The 22,730-nt window shown below is 44.7% G+C and carries 18 protein-coding genes; 10 read left to right on the top strand and 8 right to left on the bottom strand.

What is annotated here, in order from left to right; all coding sequences use genetic code 11:
* Positions 1-98 precede the first annotated feature (98 nt).
* The 7 genes from ACFSKO_RS12520 (at position 99) to sthA (ending at position 12,445) form a co-directional block, all read left to right on the top strand.
* Positions 99-2,438 (top strand): alpha/beta fold hydrolase, encoded by a 2,340-nt coding sequence (locus tag ACFSKO_RS12520; RefSeq protein ID WP_380252031.1) that lies wholly within the window; start codon positions 99-101, stop codon positions 2,436-2,438.
* A complete protein-coding gene (locus ACFSKO_RS12515; protein WP_380252029.1) occupies positions 2,438-4,114 on the top strand; it encodes a long-chain-fatty-acid--CoA ligase in 1,677 nt (558 codons plus the stop codon). Before ACFSKO_RS12520 ends, ACFSKO_RS12515 begins: the two co-directional genes overlap by 1 nt.
* A 70-nt stretch (positions 4,115-4,184) precedes the next feature.
* Positions 4,185-5,327, top strand: a complete 1,143-nt coding sequence (locus ACFSKO_RS12510) for a thiolase family protein (RefSeq protein WP_380252027.1) — start codon at positions 4,185-4,187, stop codon at positions 5,325-5,327.
* Entirely contained in the window at positions 5,324-7,654 is a 2,331-nt protein-coding gene (locus ACFSKO_RS12505) for a 3-hydroxyacyl-CoA dehydrogenase/enoyl-CoA hydratase family protein (RefSeq protein WP_380252025.1), read from the top strand. Before ACFSKO_RS12510 ends, ACFSKO_RS12505 begins: the two co-directional genes overlap by 4 nt.
* A gap of 13 nt (positions 7,655-7,667) precedes the next feature.
* A complete protein-coding gene (locus ACFSKO_RS12500; protein WP_380252023.1) occupies positions 7,668-10,085 on the top strand; it encodes an acyl-CoA dehydrogenase in 2,418 nt (805 codons plus the stop codon).
* A gap of 100 nt (positions 10,086-10,185) precedes the next feature.
* Positions 10,186-10,809 carry a YceI family protein gene (locus ACFSKO_RS12495; protein WP_380252021.1) on the top strand — a complete coding sequence of 208 codons (624 nt, stop codon included), beginning with the start codon at positions 10,186-10,188 and terminating at the stop codon, positions 10,807-10,809.
* 244 nt (positions 10,810-11,053) lie between these two features.
* Positions 11,054-12,445, top strand: a complete 1,392-nt coding sequence (sthA, locus tag ACFSKO_RS12490; protein WP_380252019.1) for a Si-specific NAD(P)(+) transhydrogenase — start codon at positions 11,054-11,056, stop codon at positions 12,443-12,445.
* Between the two features lie 39 nt (positions 12,446-12,484).
* Here sthA and ACFSKO_RS12485 read toward each other — a convergent pair whose 3' ends face one another.
* Positions 12,485-12,958 (bottom strand): OsmC family protein, encoded by a 474-nt coding sequence (locus ACFSKO_RS12485; RefSeq protein WP_380252017.1) that lies wholly within the window; start codon positions 12,956-12,958, stop codon positions 12,485-12,487.
* Positions 12,959-13,067: 109 nt separating this feature from the next.
* Between ACFSKO_RS12485 and ACFSKO_RS12480 the strand changes: the two genes are divergently transcribed.
* Positions 13,068-13,925 (top strand): LysR family transcriptional regulator, encoded by an 858-nt coding sequence (locus ACFSKO_RS12480; RefSeq protein WP_380252015.1) that lies wholly within the window; start codon positions 13,068-13,070, stop codon positions 13,923-13,925.
* Positions 13,926-14,049: 124 nt separating this feature from the next.
* Here ACFSKO_RS12480 and ACFSKO_RS12475 read toward each other — a convergent pair whose 3' ends face one another.
* The 6 genes from ACFSKO_RS12475 to ACFSKO_RS12450 all read right to left on the bottom strand — a co-directional run bounded on the left by ACFSKO_RS12475 (position 14,050) and on the right by ACFSKO_RS12450 (position 19,518).
* Positions 14,050-15,003, bottom strand: coding sequence for a bestrophin family protein (locus tag ACFSKO_RS12475; RefSeq protein ID WP_380252013.1), 954 nt, complete (start codon positions 15,001-15,003; stop codon positions 14,050-14,052).
* 144 nt (positions 15,004-15,147) lie between these two features.
* Positions 15,148-15,798, bottom strand: a complete 651-nt coding sequence (locus tag ACFSKO_RS12470) for an ABC-type transport auxiliary lipoprotein family protein (RefSeq protein ID WP_380252011.1) — start codon at positions 15,796-15,798, stop codon at positions 15,148-15,150.
* Positions 15,799-15,852: 54 nt separating this feature from the next.
* Positions 15,853-16,890 carry an MlaD family protein gene (locus tag ACFSKO_RS12465; RefSeq protein ID WP_380252009.1) on the bottom strand — a complete coding sequence of 346 codons (1,038 nt, stop codon included), beginning with the start codon at positions 16,888-16,890 and terminating at the stop codon, positions 15,853-15,855.
* 61 nt (positions 16,891-16,951) lie between these two features.
* Positions 16,952-17,734, bottom strand: coding sequence for an ABC transporter ATP-binding protein (locus ACFSKO_RS12460; protein ID WP_380252007.1), 783 nt, complete (start codon positions 17,732-17,734; stop codon positions 16,952-16,954).
* A 1-nt stretch (position 17,735) separates the two neighbouring features.
* A complete protein-coding gene (locus ACFSKO_RS12455) occupies positions 17,736-18,902 on the bottom strand; it encodes an ABC transporter permease (protein WP_380252005.1) in 1,167 nt (388 codons plus the stop codon).
* A gap of 46 nt (positions 18,903-18,948) precedes the next feature.
* Positions 18,949-19,518 (bottom strand): hypothetical protein, encoded by a 570-nt coding sequence (locus ACFSKO_RS12450; protein ID WP_380252003.1) that lies wholly within the window; start codon positions 19,516-19,518, stop codon positions 18,949-18,951.
* A 196-nt stretch (positions 19,519-19,714) separates the two neighbouring features.
* Here ACFSKO_RS12450 and ACFSKO_RS12445 point away from each other — a divergent pair, with 196 nt between their 5' ends.
* On the top strand, positions 19,715-20,512 hold the full coding sequence (locus ACFSKO_RS12445; protein WP_380252001.1) for a substrate-binding periplasmic protein: 798 nt from the start codon (positions 19,715-19,717) through the stop codon (positions 20,510-20,512).
* Positions 20,513-20,612: 100 nt separating this feature from the next.
* Complete coding sequence (locus tag ACFSKO_RS12440) at positions 20,613-21,365, top strand: sulfite exporter TauE/SafE family protein (protein WP_380251999.1); 753 nt, start codon at positions 20,613-20,615, stop codon at positions 21,363-21,365.
* Between the two features lie 57 nt (positions 21,366-21,422).
* Here the strand turns inward: ACFSKO_RS12440 and ACFSKO_RS12435 are convergent, their stop codons facing one another.
* On the bottom strand, positions 21,423-22,598 hold the full coding sequence (locus ACFSKO_RS12435; protein ID WP_380251997.1) for a TauD/TfdA family dioxygenase: 1,176 nt from the start codon (positions 22,596-22,598) through the stop codon (positions 21,423-21,425).
* Positions 22,599-22,730 lie beyond the last annotated feature (132 nt).

Here is a 22,730-nt window from a genome sequence, read left to right as displayed (position 1 = left end):
TACTAATTTACTGTATATATTAACTGATCCGAAGAACTTATCCTCAGCGACCTGACTGGTTATCGCAGGGAGAAGTGGATCATGTCTTAGGTGGGGAGATGACGGCAGAATTAGATCTCAACTTTAAACCTACTTATGAGTGGTGCGTCCGGGCTTTTTCCCTTGTGAGAAGGCGCTTGGGCATAAATATCCGGCTGCACGATGAGGCGCATAGTTTTCCGGGAGGTGATATTTATCTCTTTAATCACTTTGCTCGTTTCGAAACTATTATTCCCCAATATTTAATACATGAAGCAACTGGTGAATACTGTCGGTGCGTGGCGGCAGGAGAGCTTTTTAGGGGGAGTGAATCCTTCGCCAATTTTCTTTATGGTGTTGGAGCTGTACCGCACGATCATCCTCGGTTGCTTCCTTTTTTGGCCGGAGAGATTTTAAGAGGGCGTAAGGTTATTATTTTCCCCGAAGGGGGGATGGTTAAAGATCGTCATGTGGTCGGCCCCTCTGGTGAATACAGTATCTTCTCGCCAACGGCCCAAAAACGACGCAAACATCATACAGGGGCCGCCGTTCTCGCTCTTATGGTCGATTTATTTAAACAACGGGTTTTGTCTGTTTTTGAAAAAAAAGAATATGATCGCCTCGGTCGTTGGGCACGTGCATTGGAATTGGATTCAATCGAAGAATTGTTATCAGTAGCGAGCAAGCCTACAGAGATTATTCCCGCCAATATTACGTTTTATCCTCTGCGAGCAAGCGACAACATCCTTAGTCGAAGTGCTGAATATTTCAGTAAAGGCAACAATCCTCGTATGGTCGAGGAGATTTTAATTGAAGCAAATATTCTGCTTCAAGACTGTGATATGGATATTCGGGTCAGTCGACCATTGGAGGTTCAGCATGTATGGCACTGGTGGGAAAAGAAATTACTGTCTCGGGTCTTCAATAAAATTAATTCCCTAGACGATTTCTTCGATCTGAATACGTCGCCGGATACGTTAAATGAACGAATTTTTAAACTGTGCAGTTCGCGTGGAACCAACCGTTTACGCGATTATTATATGGAAGCCATTTACGCAGGGGTGACTGTTAACCTTTATCACTTGGTGTCTTCAATCATTAGAGACCTTGTTCTGCAAGATGAAAACAAAATAGAAAAGACCTTGTTTCATAAGACACTCTATCTTGCTGTCAAAGAATGCCAAAAGGATAAAGGCGCGCATCTTCATCGCAGCTTGAGCAAGCCAGAGAATTATTGGGACCTTTGGAGTGGTGCAGACTGTGCTTCTCTCGATAAGTTTTTTGCCTCAGAGGGCTGTGATGAACATGTTTCCGAAGACGAAGAGTATTATTATTTTGATGACTCTGTCATCGAAGAGAATAGTTATAATTCAGTGCGCTTGGAAAATCTTATTAAGGTATATGCCAACGAGGTGATGCCAGTTAGACATGCTGTTTTTGGGGTGAAAAAAGCCTGTTTGGAAGCTGATTTTGTTGACCCGGTGACTATGGCTCAACACCTGTTTAATGATGAGATACTGTCTTTAGACTGTGATCGGAAAACGTACACTAAAACCCTTCACATTGAGACAAACGTCAAAGAAACAGCAACGGCATCACCTGATCCTTTTCTTATTGTGCCTGAGGTAAAAAGGCAGGTGGGTATCCTACTTGTACATGGTCTTTTGGCTTCACCAGCAGAAATGTACGCATTTGGACAGGAACTCTCTGAAGAGGGTTATGTTACTCTTGGCGTACGTTTAAAAGGACATGGAACGTCACCTTGGGATCTTCGAGAAAGGCATTGGCAGGATTGGTCTGCATCGATTTCGCGCGGACGAAAGATACTATCTGCTTATGTTGATGAAATTGTTATCGTAGGTTTTGGAACGGGAGGAACCTTGTCTCTTCTCACTGCGGCAACTGATCCTGTTAATGTTGTTGGGGTGGTCGCGGTTTCTGTGCCGTGGAAATTTAAAACGCCAAATTTATTACTCGCCCATTTGGCGAAGGGTTATGAAAAGTTAACCAGTTGGATTCCGGCAATGGAAGAACGTGCCATCTTTCGTGAGCATCCATCCGAAAATCCCGATGTGAATTATCACAGCGTACCAGTGCGAACAGCGTATGAACTTCATAAATTACGGGAAGAATTACATGAAAAATTACCTGATGTAAGGTGCCCGGTTTTACTTCTGCAGGGAACAAAAGATCCGATAGTCGATGCAAAAGGCATTAATAAGGTGTTTGAGCTGGTTGGGACTGACAACAAAGAGTTGGTGATGATCGAATCAGAAAAGCATGGGATACTTTATCACGATATTGGGGAGTGTCGTGATCGTGTCCGTGGATTTATATCTGATCTAAAGAAAGACAAAAAAGCAGAGATGGTAGAGGGTGTTGTCTCTGTCGGTTATGCAACAACAAGCGAGGTTAGTTGATGTCACTATCCTTAAATCTGGGACAGCGTCCAGCAAGTTCACTTCTACGCAATGACCCCGTAGAAAGGAATAACAGCTCTATTTATCAGAATCTGGAACAAGTTACGTCGGTATTTGGCGAGCGTCCTTGCATAGAGTTTTTGGGACGACAATACAGTTATCGGGATATTTTTGATCAGGTGCAATTGGTCGCAGCAGGACTTCAACGACAAGGTGTGACAAAAGGTGATCGTGTTGTTCTCTTCTTACCTAATTGTCCTTATTTTGTTATAAGTTATTACGCTATTCTCAAAATTGGTGCCGTTGTTGTGAACTCGAACCCTCTATATGCACCAGAGGAGTTGGAGTACCAGTTAAATGACTGCGCAGCTGAAATTCTCATTACGCTGGATGTTAAAGAGCTTTGTGATAAAGCGGCAAGACAGCTAGAGGACACGCCTTTAAAAAAGATTGTTGTTTGCCGTCTGGCTCAATCAATGCCGACTTTTAAAGGTACCCTTTTTTCTCTTCTACAGTTCCATAAGATCACACATCCTTCCGGCGATGAATTTATCGAGTTTGAGGATCTGGCAAGGGATATGGAGGGAGGATATTCTGTCGACGTTTCACCTGAAGACTTTGCGGTTTTGCAATATACAGGTGGAACAACGGGACGACCTAAAGGGGCTGTCTTGACCCACGCAAATATCATGGCCAATACAGAGCAGGTCGTTGCCTGGTTCTCTAGCGCAATGCCTGGGCAAGAGCGTATACTGGGTGTTCTTCCCATGTTTCACGTTTTTGCCATGACGACTGTGCTTAATATGGGCATTGCGCTTGGAGCAGAGATCATTCTCTTGCCCCGGTTTCAGTTGGGACAGATGCTCAAGACAATTGATCGGTTGAAACCAACATTGATGATGGGGGTACCTGCTATCTATGGCGCGGTGAATAACTCCCCTGTTGTTGATCGATATGACCTTTCCTCGATTAAATATTGCATATCAGGTGGAGCGCCGCTTTCGCTGGATGCAAAACGCCAGTTTGAAAAAATAACGGGGTGTATTCTGGTCGAAGGATACGGCCTTAGTGAAGCATCGCCTGTTTGTGCGTGCAATCCAGTAGAGGGAGAAAACCGCGCAGGGGCGATTGGTTTGCCTCTGCATGATACGCTGTTGGAAATCCGAGCAATAGAAGCGCCTCACGCGCTATTGGAAAAAGGCGAAAAGGGTGAACTCTGTATTTCTGGACCTCAAGTTATGTTTGGTTATTGGCACAATAAAGAGGCAACCGACCGGGCAATAAAGGAAGGTCGTTTACACACTGGAGATGTGGGTTATATGGATGAAGATGGTTATGTTTATCTTTTGGATCGTCTCAAAGATCTCATCATCTATAATGGCTACAATGTATATCCCCGCAACATAGAAGAAGCGATTAACCGTCATTCTGCGGTAGAGGAAGTCACGGTTATTGGCATTCCGGATCAAGATCATGGTGAAATTCCAAAAGCCTTTATCAAACTTCGTGCAGGACAAGAGCTTGATGACGATGCGCTTTTGGCGTTTCTAGAAGAATATCTCTCACCGATGGAAATGCCCCGAGAGATTGATTTTAGAAACATATTGCCAAAAACGATGATTGGTAAGCTTTCCAAAAAAGAACTGAGACAGGAAGAAGTCAATAGCACCACATGAGAACATGCCTCTAGCGAAAGCGCCTGAAAGGGCAAAGTGAAAACAAAATGAGAAAGCAAAGGACAAATAAATGGTAGATATCGTAATTGCGGGGTACGCCCGTTCCGCTTTCCATTTTGCGCACAAAGGGGCGTTGGCAAAGGTGCGGCCCGATGACTTGGTCGCACAAGTTATCAAAGGTTTGGTGCGTAACACAGGCATTGAAGGCAGTGCGCTGGAAGCGGTCTTTATGGGGTGTGCTTTTCCAGAAGGCGAACAAGGTCTTAATGTTGCTCGTTTGGCTGTTTTTCTGGCTGATTTACCTCAGTCAGTGGCGGGGGCCACTGTTAACCACTTTTGTGGCTCATCAATGCAGGCCATTCACATGGCTGCAGGGGCAATTTCAATGGGGGCGGGCAATGCTTATGTCTGTGCTGGTATCGAATCAATGTCCCGGATCCCTATGATGGGTTTTAACCCACTTTTGAACCCTACTTTGGCAAAAGATTTTCCTCCTGCTTTTATATCCATGGGCGAAACCGCGGAAAATGTAGCCGACAAATACGGTATTTCCCGTAAAGATCAGGACAGCTTTTCGTTGGCGAGTCATCAAAAGGCGACTCTTGCACAAGGCGCAGGGAAACTAAGAGATGAGATTGTTGCGATAGAAGACGGCAAGGGAGCGATCATCGATCTTGATGGTTGTATTCGCGGCGATAGCACACAGGAAGGGTTAGGCGGGTTAAATCCTGCTTTTAAAGAGCAGGGCAGTGTTACCGCAGGAAGCTCTTCTCCGCTGACCGATGGTGCCTCGGCTGTTATTGTTTGTACTGCTGAATTTGCGAAAGAGCAGGAGCTTAAAGTACTGGCAAAAATTCGCAGTATTGCAGTAGCAGGATGTGCGCCCGAAATTATGGGTATTGGTCCTGTCGCGGCGACAAAAAAGGCACTTTCCAGAGCTGGAATTACCATACAGGATCTTGATGTTATTGAACTGAACGAAGCTTTTGCCAGTCAAGCCTTGGCATGTATGTCTGATCTGGAGGTCAATCCGGAAAAGGTGAACCTGGATGGCGGCGCTATTGCTCTTGGCCATCCTCTTGGCGCGACCGGAGCCCGTATAACTGGTAAAGCAGCACAGCTTCTCAAACGTGAAGGGGGCACTTTTGCGCTCGCGACCCAATGTATCGGAGGCGGGCAAGGCATCGCAACCATTCTGGAGGCGGCTAAATGACATTGATAGAGAAAGTTGCGGTCATTGGTGCGGGCGTAATGGGCGCAGGAATTGCGGCTCAGGTCGCTAATGCTGGGATTGAGGTTCTATTGTTCGATCGCCCCCAAAGTGATGACGATGATCGGAGTGCGATTGCGCGTGGAGCAGTCAACAGCTTACTTAAAAGTAATCCTGCTGCATTGATGAGTAAAAGAAATGCAAGGTTAATCACGCCAGTAAATACCGAAGATGACCTTGATAAACTGGACGCGTGTGATTGGATTATTGAGGCCATAATTGAAGATGTTGGTATTAAACAGGGGCTTTATCGACAACTTGATGAACATCGAAAAAAAGGTTCCGTAGTTTCCTCCAACACTTCTACCCTTCGCCGCCAGGATCTGGTCGAAGGAATGCCGGCGGAGTTTTGCCAAGATTTTCTGATCTCTCACTTTTTTAATCCGCCGAGATACATGCGACTGCTTGAACTGGTTGGCGGTGAAGAGACATCTAATGACCTTATGTCACGGGTTGAAAATTTTTGCGATACAAGGCTAGGTAAAGGCGTGGTTCGCTGTAAAGACACGCCAGGCTTTATCGCCAATCGGATTGGAATTTTCTGGTTACAGTGCGCGGTTGTTGAAGCAATCGATCAGGGGATTTCCATTGAAGTTGCTGACGCTGTTATTGGACGTCCTTTCGGGATTCCTAAAACGGGTGTCTTTGCGCTGTTGGATATGGTGGGTTTGGACTTAATGCCTCATGTTCTAAGCTCTATGGCGAAATATCTTGAGGCGGATGATCCTTTTCACAAGATTTATCAGGAACCTTCCTTGATCAAAAATATGATCAAGGAAGGTTATACTGGTCGCAAGGGGAAAGGGGGATTTTACCGTCTAAAACCTGATAACCCAGACAAGGTTAAAGAAGCCATTGATCTTGCAACGGGTACTTACAGTAAAGCTTCGCGCCCTAAAGTGGCGATTGTTAAAAAAGCAGGCCACAAGAACCCACGGAAAGTACTTGAAGACAACAGCCCTGCAGGACGTTATGCATGGTCGGTAATGTCGGAGACGCTTTCTTATGCGGCGTCTCTTGTTCCTCAAGTATCAGAAGATATTGGAGCAATAGATGAGGCCATGCGGCTTGGTTATAATTGGAAATACGGCCCTTTTGAGCTTTTGGACCAAATAGGTACCGCATGGTTTACCGAAAAGCTGTCTGATAGCGGACAGAGTGTTCCTGAATTTTTAGTAAAAGCTGGATCCAACGGTTTTTACAAAATCAGACAAGGGCGACGGGAATACCTCTCGAGCACAGGAACTTATTCACCGATAAAATCACGACCGGGTGTCCTAAAATTTGAAGACGTGAAAGCGTGTAACGAGCCTGTTGCAAAGAATCCTTCGGCTTCTTTATGGGATATTGGCGATGGTGTTCTTTGTTTGGAATTTCACAGCAAAATGAATTCTCTGAATTTATGGACACTTGGAATGATGATAAAGGCGACGACGATTATTAAGGAAAGTGATTACAAAGCGCTTGTTGTCTATAATGATGGTTCCAATTTCTCAGTGGGAGCAAACATTGGCTTGATGGCTTTTGCCGCCAAGGTTTGGGCCTTTCCTTTTATCGACTATATGGTCAGACGGGGACAAGATACTTATAAAACTTTGAAATTCGCGCCCTTTCCCGTTGTGTCGGCTCCCTCAGGCCTTGCTTTGGGAGGTGCGTGTGAACTGCTGCTTCACAGCGATGCAGTGCAGGCTCACGCCGAAACCTATACCGGTTTGGTCGAGGTTGGTGTTGGTATCATTCCCGGTTGGGGAGGGTGCAAAGAGTTACTTTGTCGTTGGGCGTTGGCAAAAGACGGTCCAAAGGGACCGATGCCCCCTGTGAGTAAAGTCTTCGAGTTGGTCGGTCTTGCTCAGGTAGCAAAATCTGCGGAAGAAGCCCGCGACATGAAAGTTCTGCGATCTAGCGATGGCATTTCGATGAACCGGGATCGATTGCTTGCCGATGCCAAGGCAAAAGCTCTTGAACTTGCAGAAAATTATACTGTACCAGTACCAGTCGAAATTACCCTACCCGGAGAGAGTGGGGCGGTTGCTTTGAACCTTGCGGTAGAAGGTTTTCGAAAGTCAGGCAAGGCAACACCGCACGATGTGGTTGTTTCTGCTGCTTTGTCGGAAGTCCTCAGCGGAGGAAATACGGATATGACGCAAAAAGTCAGCGAAGAAGATCTTCTTGCATTAGAACGCAAAGCCTTTCACGCTCTTTGTCGACATCCGGATACCTTGCTGCGGGTAAATCATATGTTGAAAACGGGAAAACCCTTGAGAAACTAGGAGTTAAAGTAAGATGTTATGGATCGTTATCCTTCTTGCCATTCTGGTTATGGTCTCCTTTCTATATGTCGGACACGGATTTCTAGGGGGAGTTTTTGCCCTACTCGTGTTGATCGTCGGAGGACATTATGGTGGAGCCTCGATCATCTTTACGGGTTGGGCTGTGATTTTCATCGCAGTACTGTCGGCTATATTTGGAATCCACAATATTCGACGGATCGTTTTGACATCAAGTTTGATGACAATAGTCAAAAGGAGCCTTCCAAAAATAAGCGAAACAGAACAAACCGCCCTTGATGCGGGGACGGTTTGGTGGGATGCCGAAATTTTTTCTGGCCGTCCAGATTGGGAACGACTTGGTAAGTTCGATGTATCTGGGCTAACTGCAGAGGAACAGGATTTCCTTGATGGCCCGGTCGAAGAAATTTGTCGCATGACTGATGATTGGAAAACGGCGCAGAATAGAGATCTTAGTCCCGAGGTTTGGCAGGAGTTAAAAAAACAACAGTTTTTTGGAATGATTATTCCCAAAGAATATGGCGGGCTTGGTTTTTCAGCGCAAGCGCACTCCGCCGTTGTGCTGAAACTTTCATCACGAAGTTTACCTCTTTCTGTGGTTGTGATGGTTCCGAATTCTCTTGGGCCTGCTGAGCTTCTTTTGCACTATGGAACGAAAGAACAAAAAGAATATTACCTTCCTCGTTTAGCGAAAGGCGAAGAATTGCCGTGCTTTGCCTTAACAGAGCCAAAAGCGGGAAGTGATGCGGCGTCCATACAAAGTAGTGGTGTAGTTTGTCGTGGAAAATTTGAAGGCAAGGATGTTTTGGGTATTCGCCTGAACTGGCGCAAACGTTATATCACTCTTGCACCTGTTGCCACCGTCGTTGGCCTTGCTTTTAAACTATACGATCCTTCGGAGTTGTTGGGCGATCAAGAGGACCTTGGCATTACCTGTGCTCTCATTCCCAGGGAAACCAAAGGAATGGCCATCGGTAAACGGCATGATCCTATGGGGGTTCCTTTTCCAAATGGCCCGATAGAAGGTAAAGACGTTTTCATTCCTTTGGATTGGGTTATCGGGGGACAGGCCGGTGTTGGTCAGGGGTGGCGCATGCTTATGGAATCGTTGGCTGCTGGACGATCTGTATCATTACCTTCTTTATCTCTGGGCGCGGCACAGTTGGCGACACGGGTAACGGGAGCTTATGCGACTGTACGCCGTCAATTTGGATTACCTATTGGACGGTTTGAGGGTGTTGCTGAGCGACTGGCCCGTATTGGAGGCCTGACCTATGGTATGGATGCTGCCCGTAAATTGACTTGTGCTGCAGTTGATGCAGGAGAAAGACCTTCTGTTCTTTCTGGAATTGCCAAGGCTTATCTTACGGAAAACATGCGTTTGGTTTTTCTTGATGCCATGGATATCCTCGGCGGGGCTGCAATCTGTCGGGGGCCAAAAAATCTCCTCAGCCGGGCCTATGATGGTATTCCTATCGCGATCACTGTTGAGGGGGCTAACATCCTCACCCGATCAATGATTATCTTTGGACAAGGGTCTATTCGGGGGCATCCCTTTGTTCCTCAAGAACTTGAAGCTGTTGGAAAAAATGATCTTACGGCTTTTGATGAAGCCTTTTGGGGGCACATTAATTTCACCATGTGTAATGCTGCCCGTGCGGGAGTTGATGGACTAACAGGTGGAAGGTTCATAAGAGTTGAAGGCACCCCTGTTGCGAGAAGACACAAGCAACTCTTAACGCGATATAGCTCGGCTTTTGTTTTGGTGGCTGATGTTTCCATGTTGATGTTGGGGAGTAGTTTAAAACGCCGGGAAATTCTCAGTGGTCGTTTGGCGGATGCACTTTCATGGCACTATCTGGCGACGGCAGCTGTGAAAAGGTTTGAGGATGAGGGGAGCCTTGCAAATGATGAGATTTATCTCAATTGGTTCTGTGCTTATGCCTATCAACAAATTGAACAGGCGTTGATCACGATCACGCACAATTATCCTGTACGCTTTTTGGGAACGGGGCTACGCCTTAAACTGTTCTTTTGGGGACGATCTGCGCATGGACCCAGCGATAAAGAAAGCTTGGAGCTCGCCCGCCGGGTTATGGGTGAGAAAGAAGGCCGTGATCGTCTGTCCAAAGACATCGCGGTTTCGCGAAACACTGATGAGGCCATGGGCGCATTGGAAGAAGCCTATTATAAAATTTTAGCTATTGCTCCCCTTGATGAACGTATTCGGACGGCGCGAAAGACTGGTGCCTTAAAGGGCGTTGATCGAGAAGATTTACCAGTTGTTGCCGCGGAAAAAGGGATCATTTCCAAAGAAGAGTTAAAGCAGCTACAAGATGCAAATTCGCTCGCGGATACTGCCATCGAAGTCGATGATTATACCGCGGCAGCTTACAAGAAATTGAAAGGATAGAGTTTAAGCGATCCCAAGTAATGGTTAGAGCTAATATTTTGTTAGGCCGATTAGGGGCATGCTCTTAGGGTACCGGTGTTTATAATTCGAGGGAAAGATATTGTTCAAGAGCAGGTTCGTGGTGCCGTTGGTGCTTTCATTGTTGTTGGTTGCGTGTGGTAGTTTGATTCCGTCGGGTCAACAGAATGCCGAGATTTCACAATGGAAAGGTGGTGCTTACACACTCGATCCTGATCATGCCAGTTTGATTTTCTCTATCAATCACCTGGGTTTCTCTAGTTATATCGGTCGTTTTAATCGTCTGGATTCATCCTTGGATTTTGATCCTGAAAATCCAGAGAAGGCTCGTCTTTCGGCAAGGGTTATGATCGATAGTCTGGATGTGAATAATTCGGCATTTGCTGAAGATCTCAAAGGGCCCAGCTGGTTTAATGCCAAGGAGTTTCCAAGTGCTTATTTTGAAAGTACAGAGATAAAACTTACGGGTGATAAACAGGCCTCAATGATTGGGAATCTTACACTTAAAGGTGTGACCAAACCTGTTACTTTTGACGTTTCTTTCAATGGGGGCGCGGATAATTTTCTCACGGGAAAATATACTTTGGGATTTGAGGCTCGAGGAATTATCAAAAGATCAGAATTTGGGGTTACGTTTTTAGTACCAGCGATTAGCGATGAGGTGGAATTAAAAATTTCAACCGAATTTTTAAAAGTTTCAAGCTAACTAATGTCGTAGATAGCGCAGCTCTTTAATTCGTACACTTAATAATGCGCTTAGGTTTCGATTGATTAAAATTAAATAACTCAGTTATTTAAAAAATTTCAAATTATTGATATCAGTCAATCGCCATTTATGAATCTATAGCTTATAAGTCGAAAATCTTATTTTGATCGATCGTTTGGTTGGCCTTTTGTTCTATCGTGATAAATCCTGTACTTTGCAGAATGAATAATCCCTGGGGGAAAATATGGAACGTTATGAACTGATTGTTATTGGCAGTGGCCCTTCTGGACGCCGCGCCGCAGTTCAAGCTGCAAAGTGGAATAAACGCGTACTGGTCATCGAAAAAAGCCCGGAAATTGGGGGCGTTTCTGTTCATACGGGAACACTGCCGAGTAAGACACTTCGGGAAACCGTACTGAATTTGTCTGGCTGGCGGGAGCGCGCGTTCTATGGTCGTTCATACCGGGTGAAAGATAACATTACCGCGGATGATCTGCTTGAGCGTCTTCATATGACCCTTCAACATGAGGTTGATAACCTTGAGCATCAGTTTGTGCGCAACAAAGTTGAATGGGCGCAGGGACTGGCTAAGTTTGTAAATCCTCATGTCCTTGAAATAGTGGATGGAGAAGGCGAGAGCACACAAGTTCATGGCGATAAAATTCTTATTGCTACGGGTACGCAACCGCACCGACCTGATTACATTCCTTTCGATGGTGAAACCATTATCGACAGCGATGAAATTATTGAGTTGAAAAACCTACCACGCTCGTTGGCGGTTATTGGTGCCGGGGTGATTGGAATAGAGTACGCGACCATATTCAGTGCATTGGATGTGGCCGTAACGGTGATTGAGCCTCGAGATACGATGTTGGACTTTATTGATCGGGAGCTGATCGCCGAATTTATGCACGTCCTCCGCCAGCAAAATGTCACTTTCCGATTTGGTCAGGGGGTGTCCGAGGTTAAAAAGGTCGAAGGCGGTGGAAATATTCTAACGCTTGAGAATAAACGCATCGTCAAGGCCGACATGGTTTTATTCTCAGCGGGTCGCATGGGGGCGACGGACAAGCTGGCGTTGGAAAATGCCGGGGTCAAAGCGGATCACAGACAACGTATTAAAGTGAACGAGAATTTTCAAACTGAGGTCGAGCATATCTATGCTGCGGGAGACGTTATTGGTTTTCCAAGTCTCGCTTCTACCTCTATGGAGCAGGGGCGTATCGTCGCTTGTCACGCTTTTGAACAAGATGCGCACAACGCGCCAGAATATTTTCCGTATGGAATTTATTCTGTTCCGGAAATGTCCACCGTTGGTATGCCAGAAGAAGAAGTACAACAGCGAGGCATTCCTTATGAATGTGGTATTTGTCATTTTCAGGAAACGGCCCGAGGCCAGATCATGGGGCTTAATCATGGCATGATGAAAATGATTTTCTCATTAAAGACGCGTCGTTTGCTCGGTGTTCATATTGTTGGTGAGGGCGCGACCGAATTAATTCATATCGGACAAGCGGTTCTTAATCTCAAGGGAACTCTGGAGTATTTTGTCGAAAATACTTTCAATTATCCGACCTTGGCCGAAGCCTACAAAGTTGCAGCGCTGGATGCTTGGAATAGAATGCCTGCCGACTGATTTTGTGGTTTTCGGATCGTTTATTTTTGTGTCTCAGGTTTAAGTTTGTATCGAATTTATTGTTGGGACGTGTTCAACAGGAAAATTCACTGAGCGTGCAATAAAGCACAACTTGTTTGCTTCGTGATGTAAGTCTTTCGCCTTTTGAACATTTGAATCGGATGTGATGGTCACGTGAGGGTACAAGGTTGCCGAAGCAAACTGTCCGCTACCATCCGGGTTCATGACCATGGTTGCAACTGCGGGGTCACTATAGTCGGTTACAATGATTTTGTTGACGGAACACAAGTGAAGATACCACAGCATGTGACATGATGAAATCGATGCCAACAGCATGTCCTCGGGGTTATGTCGTTCAGCATTGCCTCTAAAGGCAGTGTCGGAAGATCCTGATAATGTAGGTTTTCCTTCAATAAGAATATTATAGTCACGATCATAATCTTTGTATGACTTTGTTCCTGATCCTTTGTTGCCTGTCCACGTTATCATTGATTTGTATTGATGTTCCTGCACTGCAAAATATCTCCCGTGTGTCGATGCCCCAGTTGAACCCCATAATAGAAAAAAATTAATAACAATAAAAATATTTGTTTTTGAAGTAGATTAGTTCAAAAATGAATAGATGAACGATTGGGATGATTATCGCTATTTTCAAGCTGTGGTGAAAACCGGAGGGCTTTCTGCTGCGGCAAGAGTGTTGAATGTGAGCCAACCAACGGTCGGTCGGCGCATCGCTGGTATGGAAGCTCAGCTTGGCCAGGAATTGCTGGAACGCGATGGCAAACGTGTGCGTCTGACAGAGTATGGGAAGCTCTTTGCAAAACGGATAGAACCCCTTGTTGAAACAGCCTCTCGGCTGGAAAAGGATCTTGAAGGTTTTGGTAAGAAGGAGCATCCGCCTGTACGCATTACCAGTACGGATGGCCTCGCGCTTTATTGGTTGCCAGAAATGTTGGGGAGGTTACATGACGATGAACCTGATATTAAATTTCTTATCCTGCCAGGAAATCAACTTGAAGATCTCAATAAGAGAGAGGCTGATATAGCTTTTCGGGTCAAAGGTGATCCGGTACAGGGACTTATTGAAGAAAATATTCTTGAGTTGAAAAATTCTTTATGGGCCTCAAGTGGGTATCTTGAAAAAAATGGCGTGCCCGAAGAGATGGAAGGTCTAGCCTCTCACAGTCTGATTGCTTTCAATGAAAGTTACATGGCGATGCGCCATATGAAAATTTTTGGAGACCGGAACTTGTCGGGAAACATTGTTTTTCGCTCTGACAATGTCCCCGTTCAAGCGCGTGCGGTGCAGGCTGGAATAGGAATTGGGATTTTACCAGATTATCTAGCAAACCAATTAGAACTGCAGAAAATTTCGTGGAACGAGAAAATTTCAATCACCCAATTTTCAATGCTGACGCACCCCACAGCTTTGGCCCGAGAAGAGATTTATAAAGTCTGGTCGTATTTTAAATCTCTTTAATATGGCAATTATAGGCTTCTTTTTAAGAGCGATTTATAGGATGTTTTACACAGTTTTAAGCTCCGTTGATTGATATGTGAGAACCTTTATTGTGCAAGATAGTGTTGTTTCATAGTCAGCTATATCAAGATAAATTATACTTCTTCGGCAACAGAGGCGCAGGGAGATGTGGCTCGCTGAGGGTTTCCAGCAGATTAATCTCGATGGTTTTAGACATGCTGCTGAGGGCGAGATCGTGAGGAGATGTACCAAAAGGGCCTTCAAGCTCCTCGCCAAGGGCATCCAGACCGAAAAAGGTATAGGCGATTACGGCGGTAACAAAAGGGGTGAGCACTCCCAGAGAAGCGACCAGACCAAAGGGAAGCGTAAAACAGTAGATGTAAGCGGTACGATGTAATAGAAGGCTGTAAGCAAAAGGTAGCGGAGTGTTATGTATGCGCTCGCACGCGGCAAGGACTGACGCCATTGCTGTTATTCTCTCTTCCAGGTTGCGTGCTGATATTTCCCCAATAAGATTGTTTTGTAAGGCGGTTCTAATTTCTGCGCCGAGTAGGTTGAGAATGAAGTTGGGGATGTGTTGAACCGTCTTTATCGTTATCTTGTCAAGCTCTGTGAGAAAGGGTGCGATATCATCGGTACTATCTGTATCGCGTAAATGGTGCCTAAGGGCATGGGAAAAAGCGACCGCGAGTAAAGCAATACGGCGGTGATATTTGTTTGCCTTACCAGAACTTAATTGTGATGTCGTGCCTGTTGGGGCATCGACGATATAAGTTTGAGCCTGTCGTGCGATAGATCTGGTGTCAATGATCAGCTGTCCCCATTGTTTACGGGCTTCCCACCAGCGTTCATATGAAGCACGATTTCTAAAGCCCAAGAAGATAGAAAGAGTAACACCGAGTAATACAAAGGGTGTAACTGTAAAGTCAGGGATAAAAGAGGGAAGATAAAGGTACCCCAAGTGTACGATTATTGCGACAAAGGCAGAGATTAAAATCTGTGGGGCGATGACCGGAACAACGGATCCCTGGACGACAAAAAAAAGCATAAAAGCGTTGGGTTTGTCTCTTACGATCATAGTGTTTCTAATCTCTACTTGAATTATGGATCAAGCCGCCAAGGTTGCTGTTATAAGCCTTTGACGCAAATCGAAAAATCAATATAGAACATCGAAACTTACGAATAAGATATTGTCTGTTTAAATAGCCTGAAAAGATGAGATCTATTTTTTAGTATAAGATTGCTCTGCTGTTGTTAAAGTCCATTCAACCAATTTTTTTGTCACTTTTCCCAAACCTTCATCAAATGCTGCGACCACAGCGTCGAGTTTGTCAGAGTGCGCAGGGACGTTGGTTTCAAAACTATGCGATCCAATAATTGTCCGCCGGGGCATTTGCACAATCTTGGCATTGAGCACAACACGTACTGTTGGTGTATTGTTAAAGTACAAGGTCTGAAATTCGCGTAGTTCTGTCTTAAGAATAAAATCAGACCTTAAACCAATGGTTTCACGTCCTACAGCAATAATCTTTCCTGTGTTTTCAAAGGATTCAACCAGTAAAGTTTGAACCATAATTGGTGCTTTGTCGACCCAACCAGCATTGGCGTAGTATTCCATCTGATTGGCTTCGCGTTGTAATGCAATCTTTGTCGTATTCAGGCTGGCGTTTGCAGCGGTTTGTTCTAGAACCAGTTGCCATGAGACGGTGGGTAAGTCCGGATCAAAGGTACTTTTGGGCGAAAGGCGATAAAGATCAGGAAGGGGACCCTGACCCGGTATCAAGTTTGTGCAGGATGCCGTAACCCCAGCGAGAGGTAGCAGGCTTACGAGCTTAAGGAAATTACGTCTGTCGTTTTGTCTAGTGTCAGTCATTCTGTCCACTTATTTGTAAAATTCATGTTTTGAAAACGTACTGTTTTAATCGGATCATTCCGTCGTTTCGTAACCCTTCTGCTGGTTACCAAAGAAGAAGCGGGCCGGATCCCGCTCGATTTCGCTGGCGACCAACTGGAGGTCTTTTACAAGTGTGCGGGTTTCAGATAGAAGGCTAGAGAATTCGTAAAGTCCTGTAGAAGTGAAATCTTGCAATGGCTCTCTATTTTCACGAATTAAAGCTTCTACCTGATCGCTCGTTTTGGCAAAACTGCGTGCTGTTTGTTGAAATTCCTGTACCAGAACTTTAATTTCCGGTGTGCTCTCGCTCACGAGTCTGTTCATTGACGTTGCCGCAGAATCAAGGGAGCTGATTGCATGATCAGCTTTAGAAATAATACCTTTACTGCCGCTGTGTAAGTCTTCGGTTAGCTCTTTTACAGAGACAGAGACAGCTTTCATGTTACTTGCTGTCATTGCCGTGTCTTCAATCAAGCTTGTGATTTGATTTTCTTTCTCTGCCAAAATTTTAGTTAAGGCTTCAATATTTTTAAGTGTTTGAGCGATACTCGCACGATTTTGTTCGTTTAAAAGGTCATTTCCGCGAGATACCAAGACATTTGTATTGGATACCAACTCCGGCGCACCTTTCAGAAGTTCGTCCAGAGCAGAGGTTTTTGCCTTGATGAGGGGATGACCATAGGGACCCTTTTCCGTTAAAGGGGCGGAAGCCATATTCCCAAGGGTCAATTGAATCGATTTTACGCCCGTTATACCCTCTAACTGGAGGGTCGCGGTGGTATCGACCTTAACTGGTGTGTCTTCGACAACTTCGAGTAGGATTACGACTTCTTCGGAAGGGTTGTCAGGCGACAGCTCTACTTTGATGACCTCTCCAACATTGACGCCATTATAGCGCACAGCACTTCCTGCTTTAAGCCCAGTTACATTGCCTTTGTAAATTATGTTGTAGTGAGAAAATTCGCGATCCGCTTGATACTTGGCCAGCCAGATAACAAAAATCATTGCTCCCAAAGCAAAAGCAATGACAAAGGCCCCTACGATCAAGTGATTGGCTCGGGTTTCCATCATGTTTCCTTATTAGGCGAAGTGGTCATACTTTACGTTATACTTTAAAAATTTACTGGTAATATCAACGGTGAGATCTTGTGGCGGCCCGGCCCCTTGGCCCTCCAAAGTATTCTTTGATCCAAGGATCTGCTTCTTTTGTTAAGTTCTTAATAGTGCCGACTTTTATTTTTTTGTCTAATAAAACACCAATGCGGTTACAAATCGCATGCAGGGAGTCGAGATCATGTGTAATCATAACCACGGTTAAGCCTAAACTTTCTTGAAGCCGGGTGATGAGTTGGTCGAACTGAGCTGCGCCAATAGGATCAAGTCCGGCAGTGGGTTCGTCAAGAAATAGAATGTCGGGGTCCAGAGCAAGAGCACGGGCAATGCCAGCGCGTTTTCGCATGCCGCCGGATAGTTCCGAAGGGTATTTGTCTCCGGCTTCCATTGGCAAACCAGCGAGAGATATTTTAAGGGCGGCAATTTCTCTAATTAATTTTGAAGGGAGCTTCGTATGCTCTTTAATCACAGCCTCAATATTCTGCGAAACGGTAAGAGAGGAGAAGAGGGCTCCATCTTGAAAAAGGACCCCCATACGTTGGTGTAATTGGGTGCGCTCTTTTGGACTTACTTCATCAACGTTCATTCCGACAATTAAAATTTGCCCAGCTGTTTTTTGATTAAGTCCTACGATTGTACGCATCAAGACGGACTTACCCGTTCCTGACCCTCCGACAATACCGATAACTTCCCCTTTTCGAATATCCAAACTTAACCCGTCGTGAAGGACGTGATCTCCAAACTGGTTTATGATATCTTTGAGAGAGATAACAACTTCTTTGGTTTTCAGTTCATCAGGCATTTTAAATTTCCAGAACTGAAAAGAGAATTGAGAGCAGTGCGTCGAGAACGATGACAAAGAAAATGGCTTCGACAACGGAGCGTGTTGTTTGACGACCGACAGATTCCGCGGATCTGCTAACCTGTAACCCTTCATGGCATCCGATCAGGGCGATAATAAAAGCAAAGATCGGAGCCTTGAACATCCCGACATAAAAATCGCCTAACGTGGCGGCGTCTTGAAGATACCGTATATATTGAAAAAGAGAGAGGTCCAGGGTAACCATGGTCATGACAGCCCCGCCAATCAGTCCCATGATATCCGCATAAAATGTTAAGAGTGGGAGGACAATGACCAGTCCAAAAATTCGAGGTAATACAAGGACGTCAATGGGGTCCAGGCCGATTGTCCGCATGGCATCGATTTCTTCATTAACCTTCATGGTGCCGAGTTGGGCTGTAAAAGCACTGCCGGATCGACCCGCGACAATAATGGCTGTTAAAAGAACACCCATTTCGCGCAAAACACCGACTGCTACGAGGTTTATGGTGAAAATCTGAGCACCGAAACGCTCTAGTTGACCAGAGCCTTGAAAGGCTAAAACAACTCCGATTAAAAATGAGATTAGGCCTACAATCGGTAAGGCGTGAATGCCGATTTGTTCCATTTGGGAGACGAGCGAAGTCAGACGAATTCGACGTGGGTTCAGGATTTGTCGAAAAGAAGCAGTGAGAACAAGGCCAAGAAAACTAAGGAGTTCTTCAAATTTATGACATATCTCAAAAACACTTTTACCCGTGCCAGACACAAGTTCGACGAGGCCTTTGATTTTTTTAGGTGGTGGGCAGTCTTTTATTCTGTGTTTGTCGACAGTCGAAATAATTTGTAATACGTGATCAGGAGCGTGTTTAAAAGAGCTTTTAGCCCCTGCACGTTCAATCACTGTTTGTTGTTGCAACAATGCGAGTGCACCAGCGGTATCCATGGTTTCGACGTTTGAAAGATCAAATAGGATAATTTCGCTTTTCTGTCCCTTGATAGCCTCAAGTGATTTAAGAATTTTGATCAGTTCCTGAGTGAGCCAAGAGCCGGATAGTTGGCAAACTGTTGTGTTTTTGTTTTGTGAGACTTTGATGTCAGGAGAGGTCAAGCTTTTGAAAACCGCATCGTTGTTGATTAATCGGTGCAATACATCTTAAGCGTATACGCGCGGAAAAGGCTAGATTTAAAGTGGCTTAGGACGCTTTTGCTCTCTGAGAGAGACTTTTCACCGCTTCTTCTCCTTCTCGAAATGCAGTTGTGACCCGTAAAGCGTAGTCGACATTAGAAAGACGTTTGTTGGAGAGAGTTTTATCATGTCGCCCGGTCCCGCCAAGAACATAGTCTCTGATAATTGCAGGAGGCTCGGGAACATCACGTTCGTCTTCGTGTAATTCAACTTCGGCGATAACAAAGTAAGTTTTGTCCTGATTCTTGAGAAAATCAACGTCCCAAGTCAAACCATCGACAACGAATTTGAAACGATTTTTTTCAATATCACGTTCTCTGACGGACCAAAGTCTTTCGAAGTCTTCTTTGGAGATATCTGTTTCTACTTCGATAACATCATCTTCAACCCGGTGCTTGTAAGTATAAATATAGCGTAGTGAGTTGGTTTGGTGATCATGCCATTCGCGAATTCTGGACCCTTTACGGATATACCCTTGCTTGATGCTAGCTCTAAAATGGTCAGAGGCTAACAATATTTTTTCCAGTTCACCCTTGGGATCGTGCAGGCAAAATTTATACTCGTTTTCTATGGGCATATATTGCTGTTCTCTTTTATGCTACTGCGTTTTCTTACTCTTTTCTCGCGGAGCACGCTAGAGTAAGAACTTACTGTCATAATAGTTTCATATTTCTCAATTCTTAAAAAATTATAAAATATTGTTTATTTTTATGGGGTTTATGTATTTATATAGTACTCATTTATAGTGAAATATTTTTTAATTTGAGTATTGGTTGAGTCTGATTCGTTTGTTTCTAAAGCCCTTGTCTATCCTCTTCGTATTTCTCTTTATTTTACCTTTCGAAGCCTTTGCTAATGGGGCTCCGCTGAAAGCTGCAGTGCCTTTGGAAAAGCCTTGGAGTTATTATAATGACAAGGGAGAGCTAGAGGGACTTTTTGTTTCATACTTTAAAGCACTCTCAATCGAGTTAGGGCGTCCAATCCTGATTTCTGCGGTTCCTTTAAGGAGAGTATTACTTGGGATGGAGAAGGGGAATTATGACCTCTCGCTTATGTTTCGAGAGCAAGCCTCAAAAGGAACGGTAACCCTCGTCGCCCCAACATTGCCATTAGATACTTTGCTGATCGGACTTCGTGGGCTAAAAATTAAGAACAACAGTTCTATAGAAGGTTTGCGTCTTGCTATGGTTCGTGGCGCATCGAGTGGTAGCTGGATTGATGAAAATGATAAAATAAAAAAAATTTCGACCTCTAATTACAATCAAGCGGTGTGGTTGCTTAAACAGGGGCGGGTTGATGCAATTTCGGGATCTTACCCTGTTCTTGAAAATGTGATGAAAAAACAGGAAATGGACTGGACAGATTTGAATAAGCCTTATCTTTTGAGTTGTCGTTTCGTAATGTTGGTGTTTTCTAATTTCTCAAGCCAATACTCCGAATTAGATACTGTCCGTAGGGTTGCAAAACGGTTGCAACAAAGTCCGAAATGGAATGTTTTATTGAACGATGTGTCTGAATTTGCCCCTTCGATGTTGGGAGCACATGTTCATCATGAGTTCTTGAAACACTAATACTCCTTTGCATTATTGTCGTTTAGGTTATTGCTTAATAACTCTACATCGAGTCACTTTTATCTCTTGCTGAATTACTTTGTCAGAGGATGATTTTTTTATGTTTCTTGATAATCCGTACAGCTTTTACGTTGTTGCTGCTGTAGCCGTGCTCATTACGGGGATTTCTAAAAGCGGATTTTCAGGCGGAATGGGAGCTCTAACAGTTCCTTTGATGGCATTGTTTATTGCGCCTTTCAAAGCTGCAGCCATTATGCTGCCGATCCTCTGCTGCATGGATATATTGAGTATTTTTGCATACCGGAAAAGTTTTCATCGGAAGAACTTAATAATTTTAGTGGTTGGAGCACTTTCGGGGATCGGGATCGGAGCTCTGACCTTTCGTTACGTTAACGCTGATAATGTGCGAATTCTTTTAGGCATGGTCACGTTGCTTTTTGGCCTTAGCTTCTTTGTTGGGAACAAGGAACGTGATGTAGCAAAAAAGGTATCAACCCCCATGGGAGTTGGTTGCGGAGTTGTGGCAGGGTTTACCAGTTTCATTGCCCATGCAGGTGGACCGCCTGTAAAATTTTTCCTGTTGAGACAAAACTTAGACAAGACGCTGTTTGTGGGAACAAACGTGGCTTTCTTCCTGATCGTAAATCAGGTCAAAATTATCCCCTATGCCTGGATGGGACAGTTTTCGTCGGAAAACTTGTTACTGTCCCTTATTTTTGTCCCAATTGTCCCGTTTGGTATTTGGTTGGGCTTGCGTCTGCACAACGTTATCTCCCCGGAGTTGTTCTATAAGATCAGCTATTTCATGATGATCGTCGCTGGGGCTAAGTTGCTTTATGATGGCATGATTTAATCTTCTGAGTGTGAGTTCCCAGAAGATCAGACCACTTATTCTGTTGAGGGTGTTCGTTTACCTTGAAGACGGCGCTTGGTCATAGCGTCTACCAAGAACCCGTAAACGGCTTTCAAATTCACTGCGATCTACATAACAACCGCGAAGATGACGGCCACCACTGTGAGTTTCTGATGCTTGAAAAGCATGCCGGCCATGCATTACCCTGCGGTTGTCAAAAATGCACAGATCCCCAGCTTTCATTCTTATGGAAATGACAAAGCGTTCATCGTTTATGAGGATCATGAGCTCGCGGAATGCGCGGTAATAGCGGTCCATCATGTCCTCATCCATGTCGAAGGTACTGACGAGATGCGGACTGTAACGAAGCTCAATCAAGCGACCATTTTCATCAGCGTTGATAATCGGATGCCTTGTTTGAATATCTGTTTCTCCGTCATGATAACGCATGGGAACATTTACGGTACTTAGAATTTGGAATGAACCGGGAGACGTTGCTTTTAGCTCTTCGATGATTTTAAAGCCATCAGCGTAAGTTGATTCTCCCCCTTTACTGTCGTTCACCAGGCAGTGAAGGAACTGGTAACCCGGAGGGGTTTCCTGATTTATGAGATCAATGTGTAGTGGTAAAGCTTCTGAAGTATAAGCATTGTTGATTGGGTTGGGCTTTGATTTCACGTCAAAAACCTTGCCAAAATTTGTCTCTCTCAAAAAAGCGATCCTGTTGGCAACATCAATTACACCGTCGTCGGTGCAAGGAACATTTCTAACGTACGAAATTCCCCATTTATTTACAGCACTCAGCCAATCGAAGAGAACTGCATCGTTTTGCATCAAGTCTGCGTATTGGACTTCATGGAGACAGTTTAAAATTTCTGTACCCCATGGTGTTGCAGGACTTTCTGTGATGAATTTAAAGTCTGGGGAATATGAATTTTCATAAAGCCATTCAAGGCGGTAGGCACTTTTATGTTCATGTTCTGACCATGAGACGTAAAGCGCCCCATCATCAAAGGCACTGGTAAGTGCGTGGATGTTCTCGCTTACAGATGTCAGATTGAATAACCGTTCTTGAGTGGAGGGGTGAAAACCGGTGGGGCAGTTGTCGCGTAGCCATAGATAATGAAAGTTCGAGATCCGTCCGTCTGACCAGGTGATTTCCAAGGAACGCTCATTTTGTTCCAGCGATTGGACCGCAATTTCTGTGGGGAACTTTTCTGCGGGGGAATTCATCTGCTTCTCCGTAAGTGTTATGTGCAATGCACTGTCTTTAAGGGGCAAAGTGTCCAAGCATATTTGGTGTCGTTTCCTGAAAGTAAGGTGGGGGAGATTTCAAAATTTTAAAAGTGATTTTATTTGATGAAT

Source organism: Kiloniella antarctica (assembly GCF_042682825.1).
Classification (GTDB): Bacteria; Pseudomonadota; Alphaproteobacteria; order Kiloniellales; family Kiloniellaceae; genus Kiloniella; species Kiloniella antarctica.
This window is presented reverse-complemented; position numbering and strand designations above follow the sequence as displayed.

Excerpts from the sequence above, each read along its gene's own strand:
- ACFSKO_RS12470 (WP_380252011.1), bottom strand. The coding sequence starts at position 15,798 with ATGACTGACACTAGACAAAACGACAGACGTAATTTCCTTAAGCTCGTA.
- ACFSKO_RS12500 (WP_380252023.1), top strand. The coding sequence starts at position 7,668 with ATGTTATGGATCGTTATCCTTCTTGCCATTCTGGTTATGGTCTCCTTT.
- ACFSKO_RS12480 (WP_380252015.1), top strand. The coding sequence starts at position 13,068 with ATGAACGATTGGGATGATTATCGCTATTTTCAAGCTGTGGTGAAAACC.
- sthA (WP_380252019.1), top strand. The coding sequence starts at position 11,054 with ATGGAACGTTATGAACTGATTGTTATTGGCAGTGGCCCTTCTGGACGC.
- ACFSKO_RS12440 (WP_380251999.1), top strand. The coding sequence starts at position 20,613 with ATGTTTCTTGATAATCCGTACAGCTTTTACGTTGTTGCTGCTGTAGCC.
- ACFSKO_RS12505 (WP_380252025.1), top strand. The coding sequence starts at position 5,324 with ATGACATTGATAGAGAAAGTTGCGGTCATTGGTGCGGGCGTAATGGGC.
- ACFSKO_RS12465 (WP_380252009.1), bottom strand. The coding sequence starts at position 16,890 with ATGATGGAAACCCGAGCCAATCACTTGATCGTAGGGGCCTTTGTCATT.
- ACFSKO_RS12515 (WP_380252029.1), top strand. The coding sequence starts at position 2,438 with ATGTCACTATCCTTAAATCTGGGACAGCGTCCAGCAAGTTCACTTCTA.
- ACFSKO_RS12435 (WP_380251997.1), bottom strand. The coding sequence starts at position 22,598 with ATGAATTCCCCCGCAGAAAAGTTCCCCACAGAAATTGCGGTCCAATCG.
- ACFSKO_RS12475 (WP_380252013.1), bottom strand. The coding sequence starts at position 15,003 with ATGATCGTAAGAGACAAACCCAACGCTTTTATGCTTTTTTTTGTCGTC.
- ACFSKO_RS12460 (WP_380252007.1), bottom strand. The coding sequence starts at position 17,734 with ATGCCTGATGAACTGAAAACCAAAGAAGTTGTTATCTCTCTCAAAGAT.
- ACFSKO_RS12510 (WP_380252027.1), top strand. The coding sequence starts at position 4,185 with ATGGTAGATATCGTAATTGCGGGGTACGCCCGTTCCGCTTTCCATTTT.
- ACFSKO_RS12520 (WP_380252031.1), top strand. The coding sequence starts at position 99 with ATGACGGCAGAATTAGATCTCAACTTTAAACCTACTTATGAGTGGTGC.
- ACFSKO_RS12450 (WP_380252003.1), bottom strand. The coding sequence starts at position 19,518 with ATGCCCATAGAAAACGAGTATAAATTTTGCCTGCACGATCCCAAGGGT.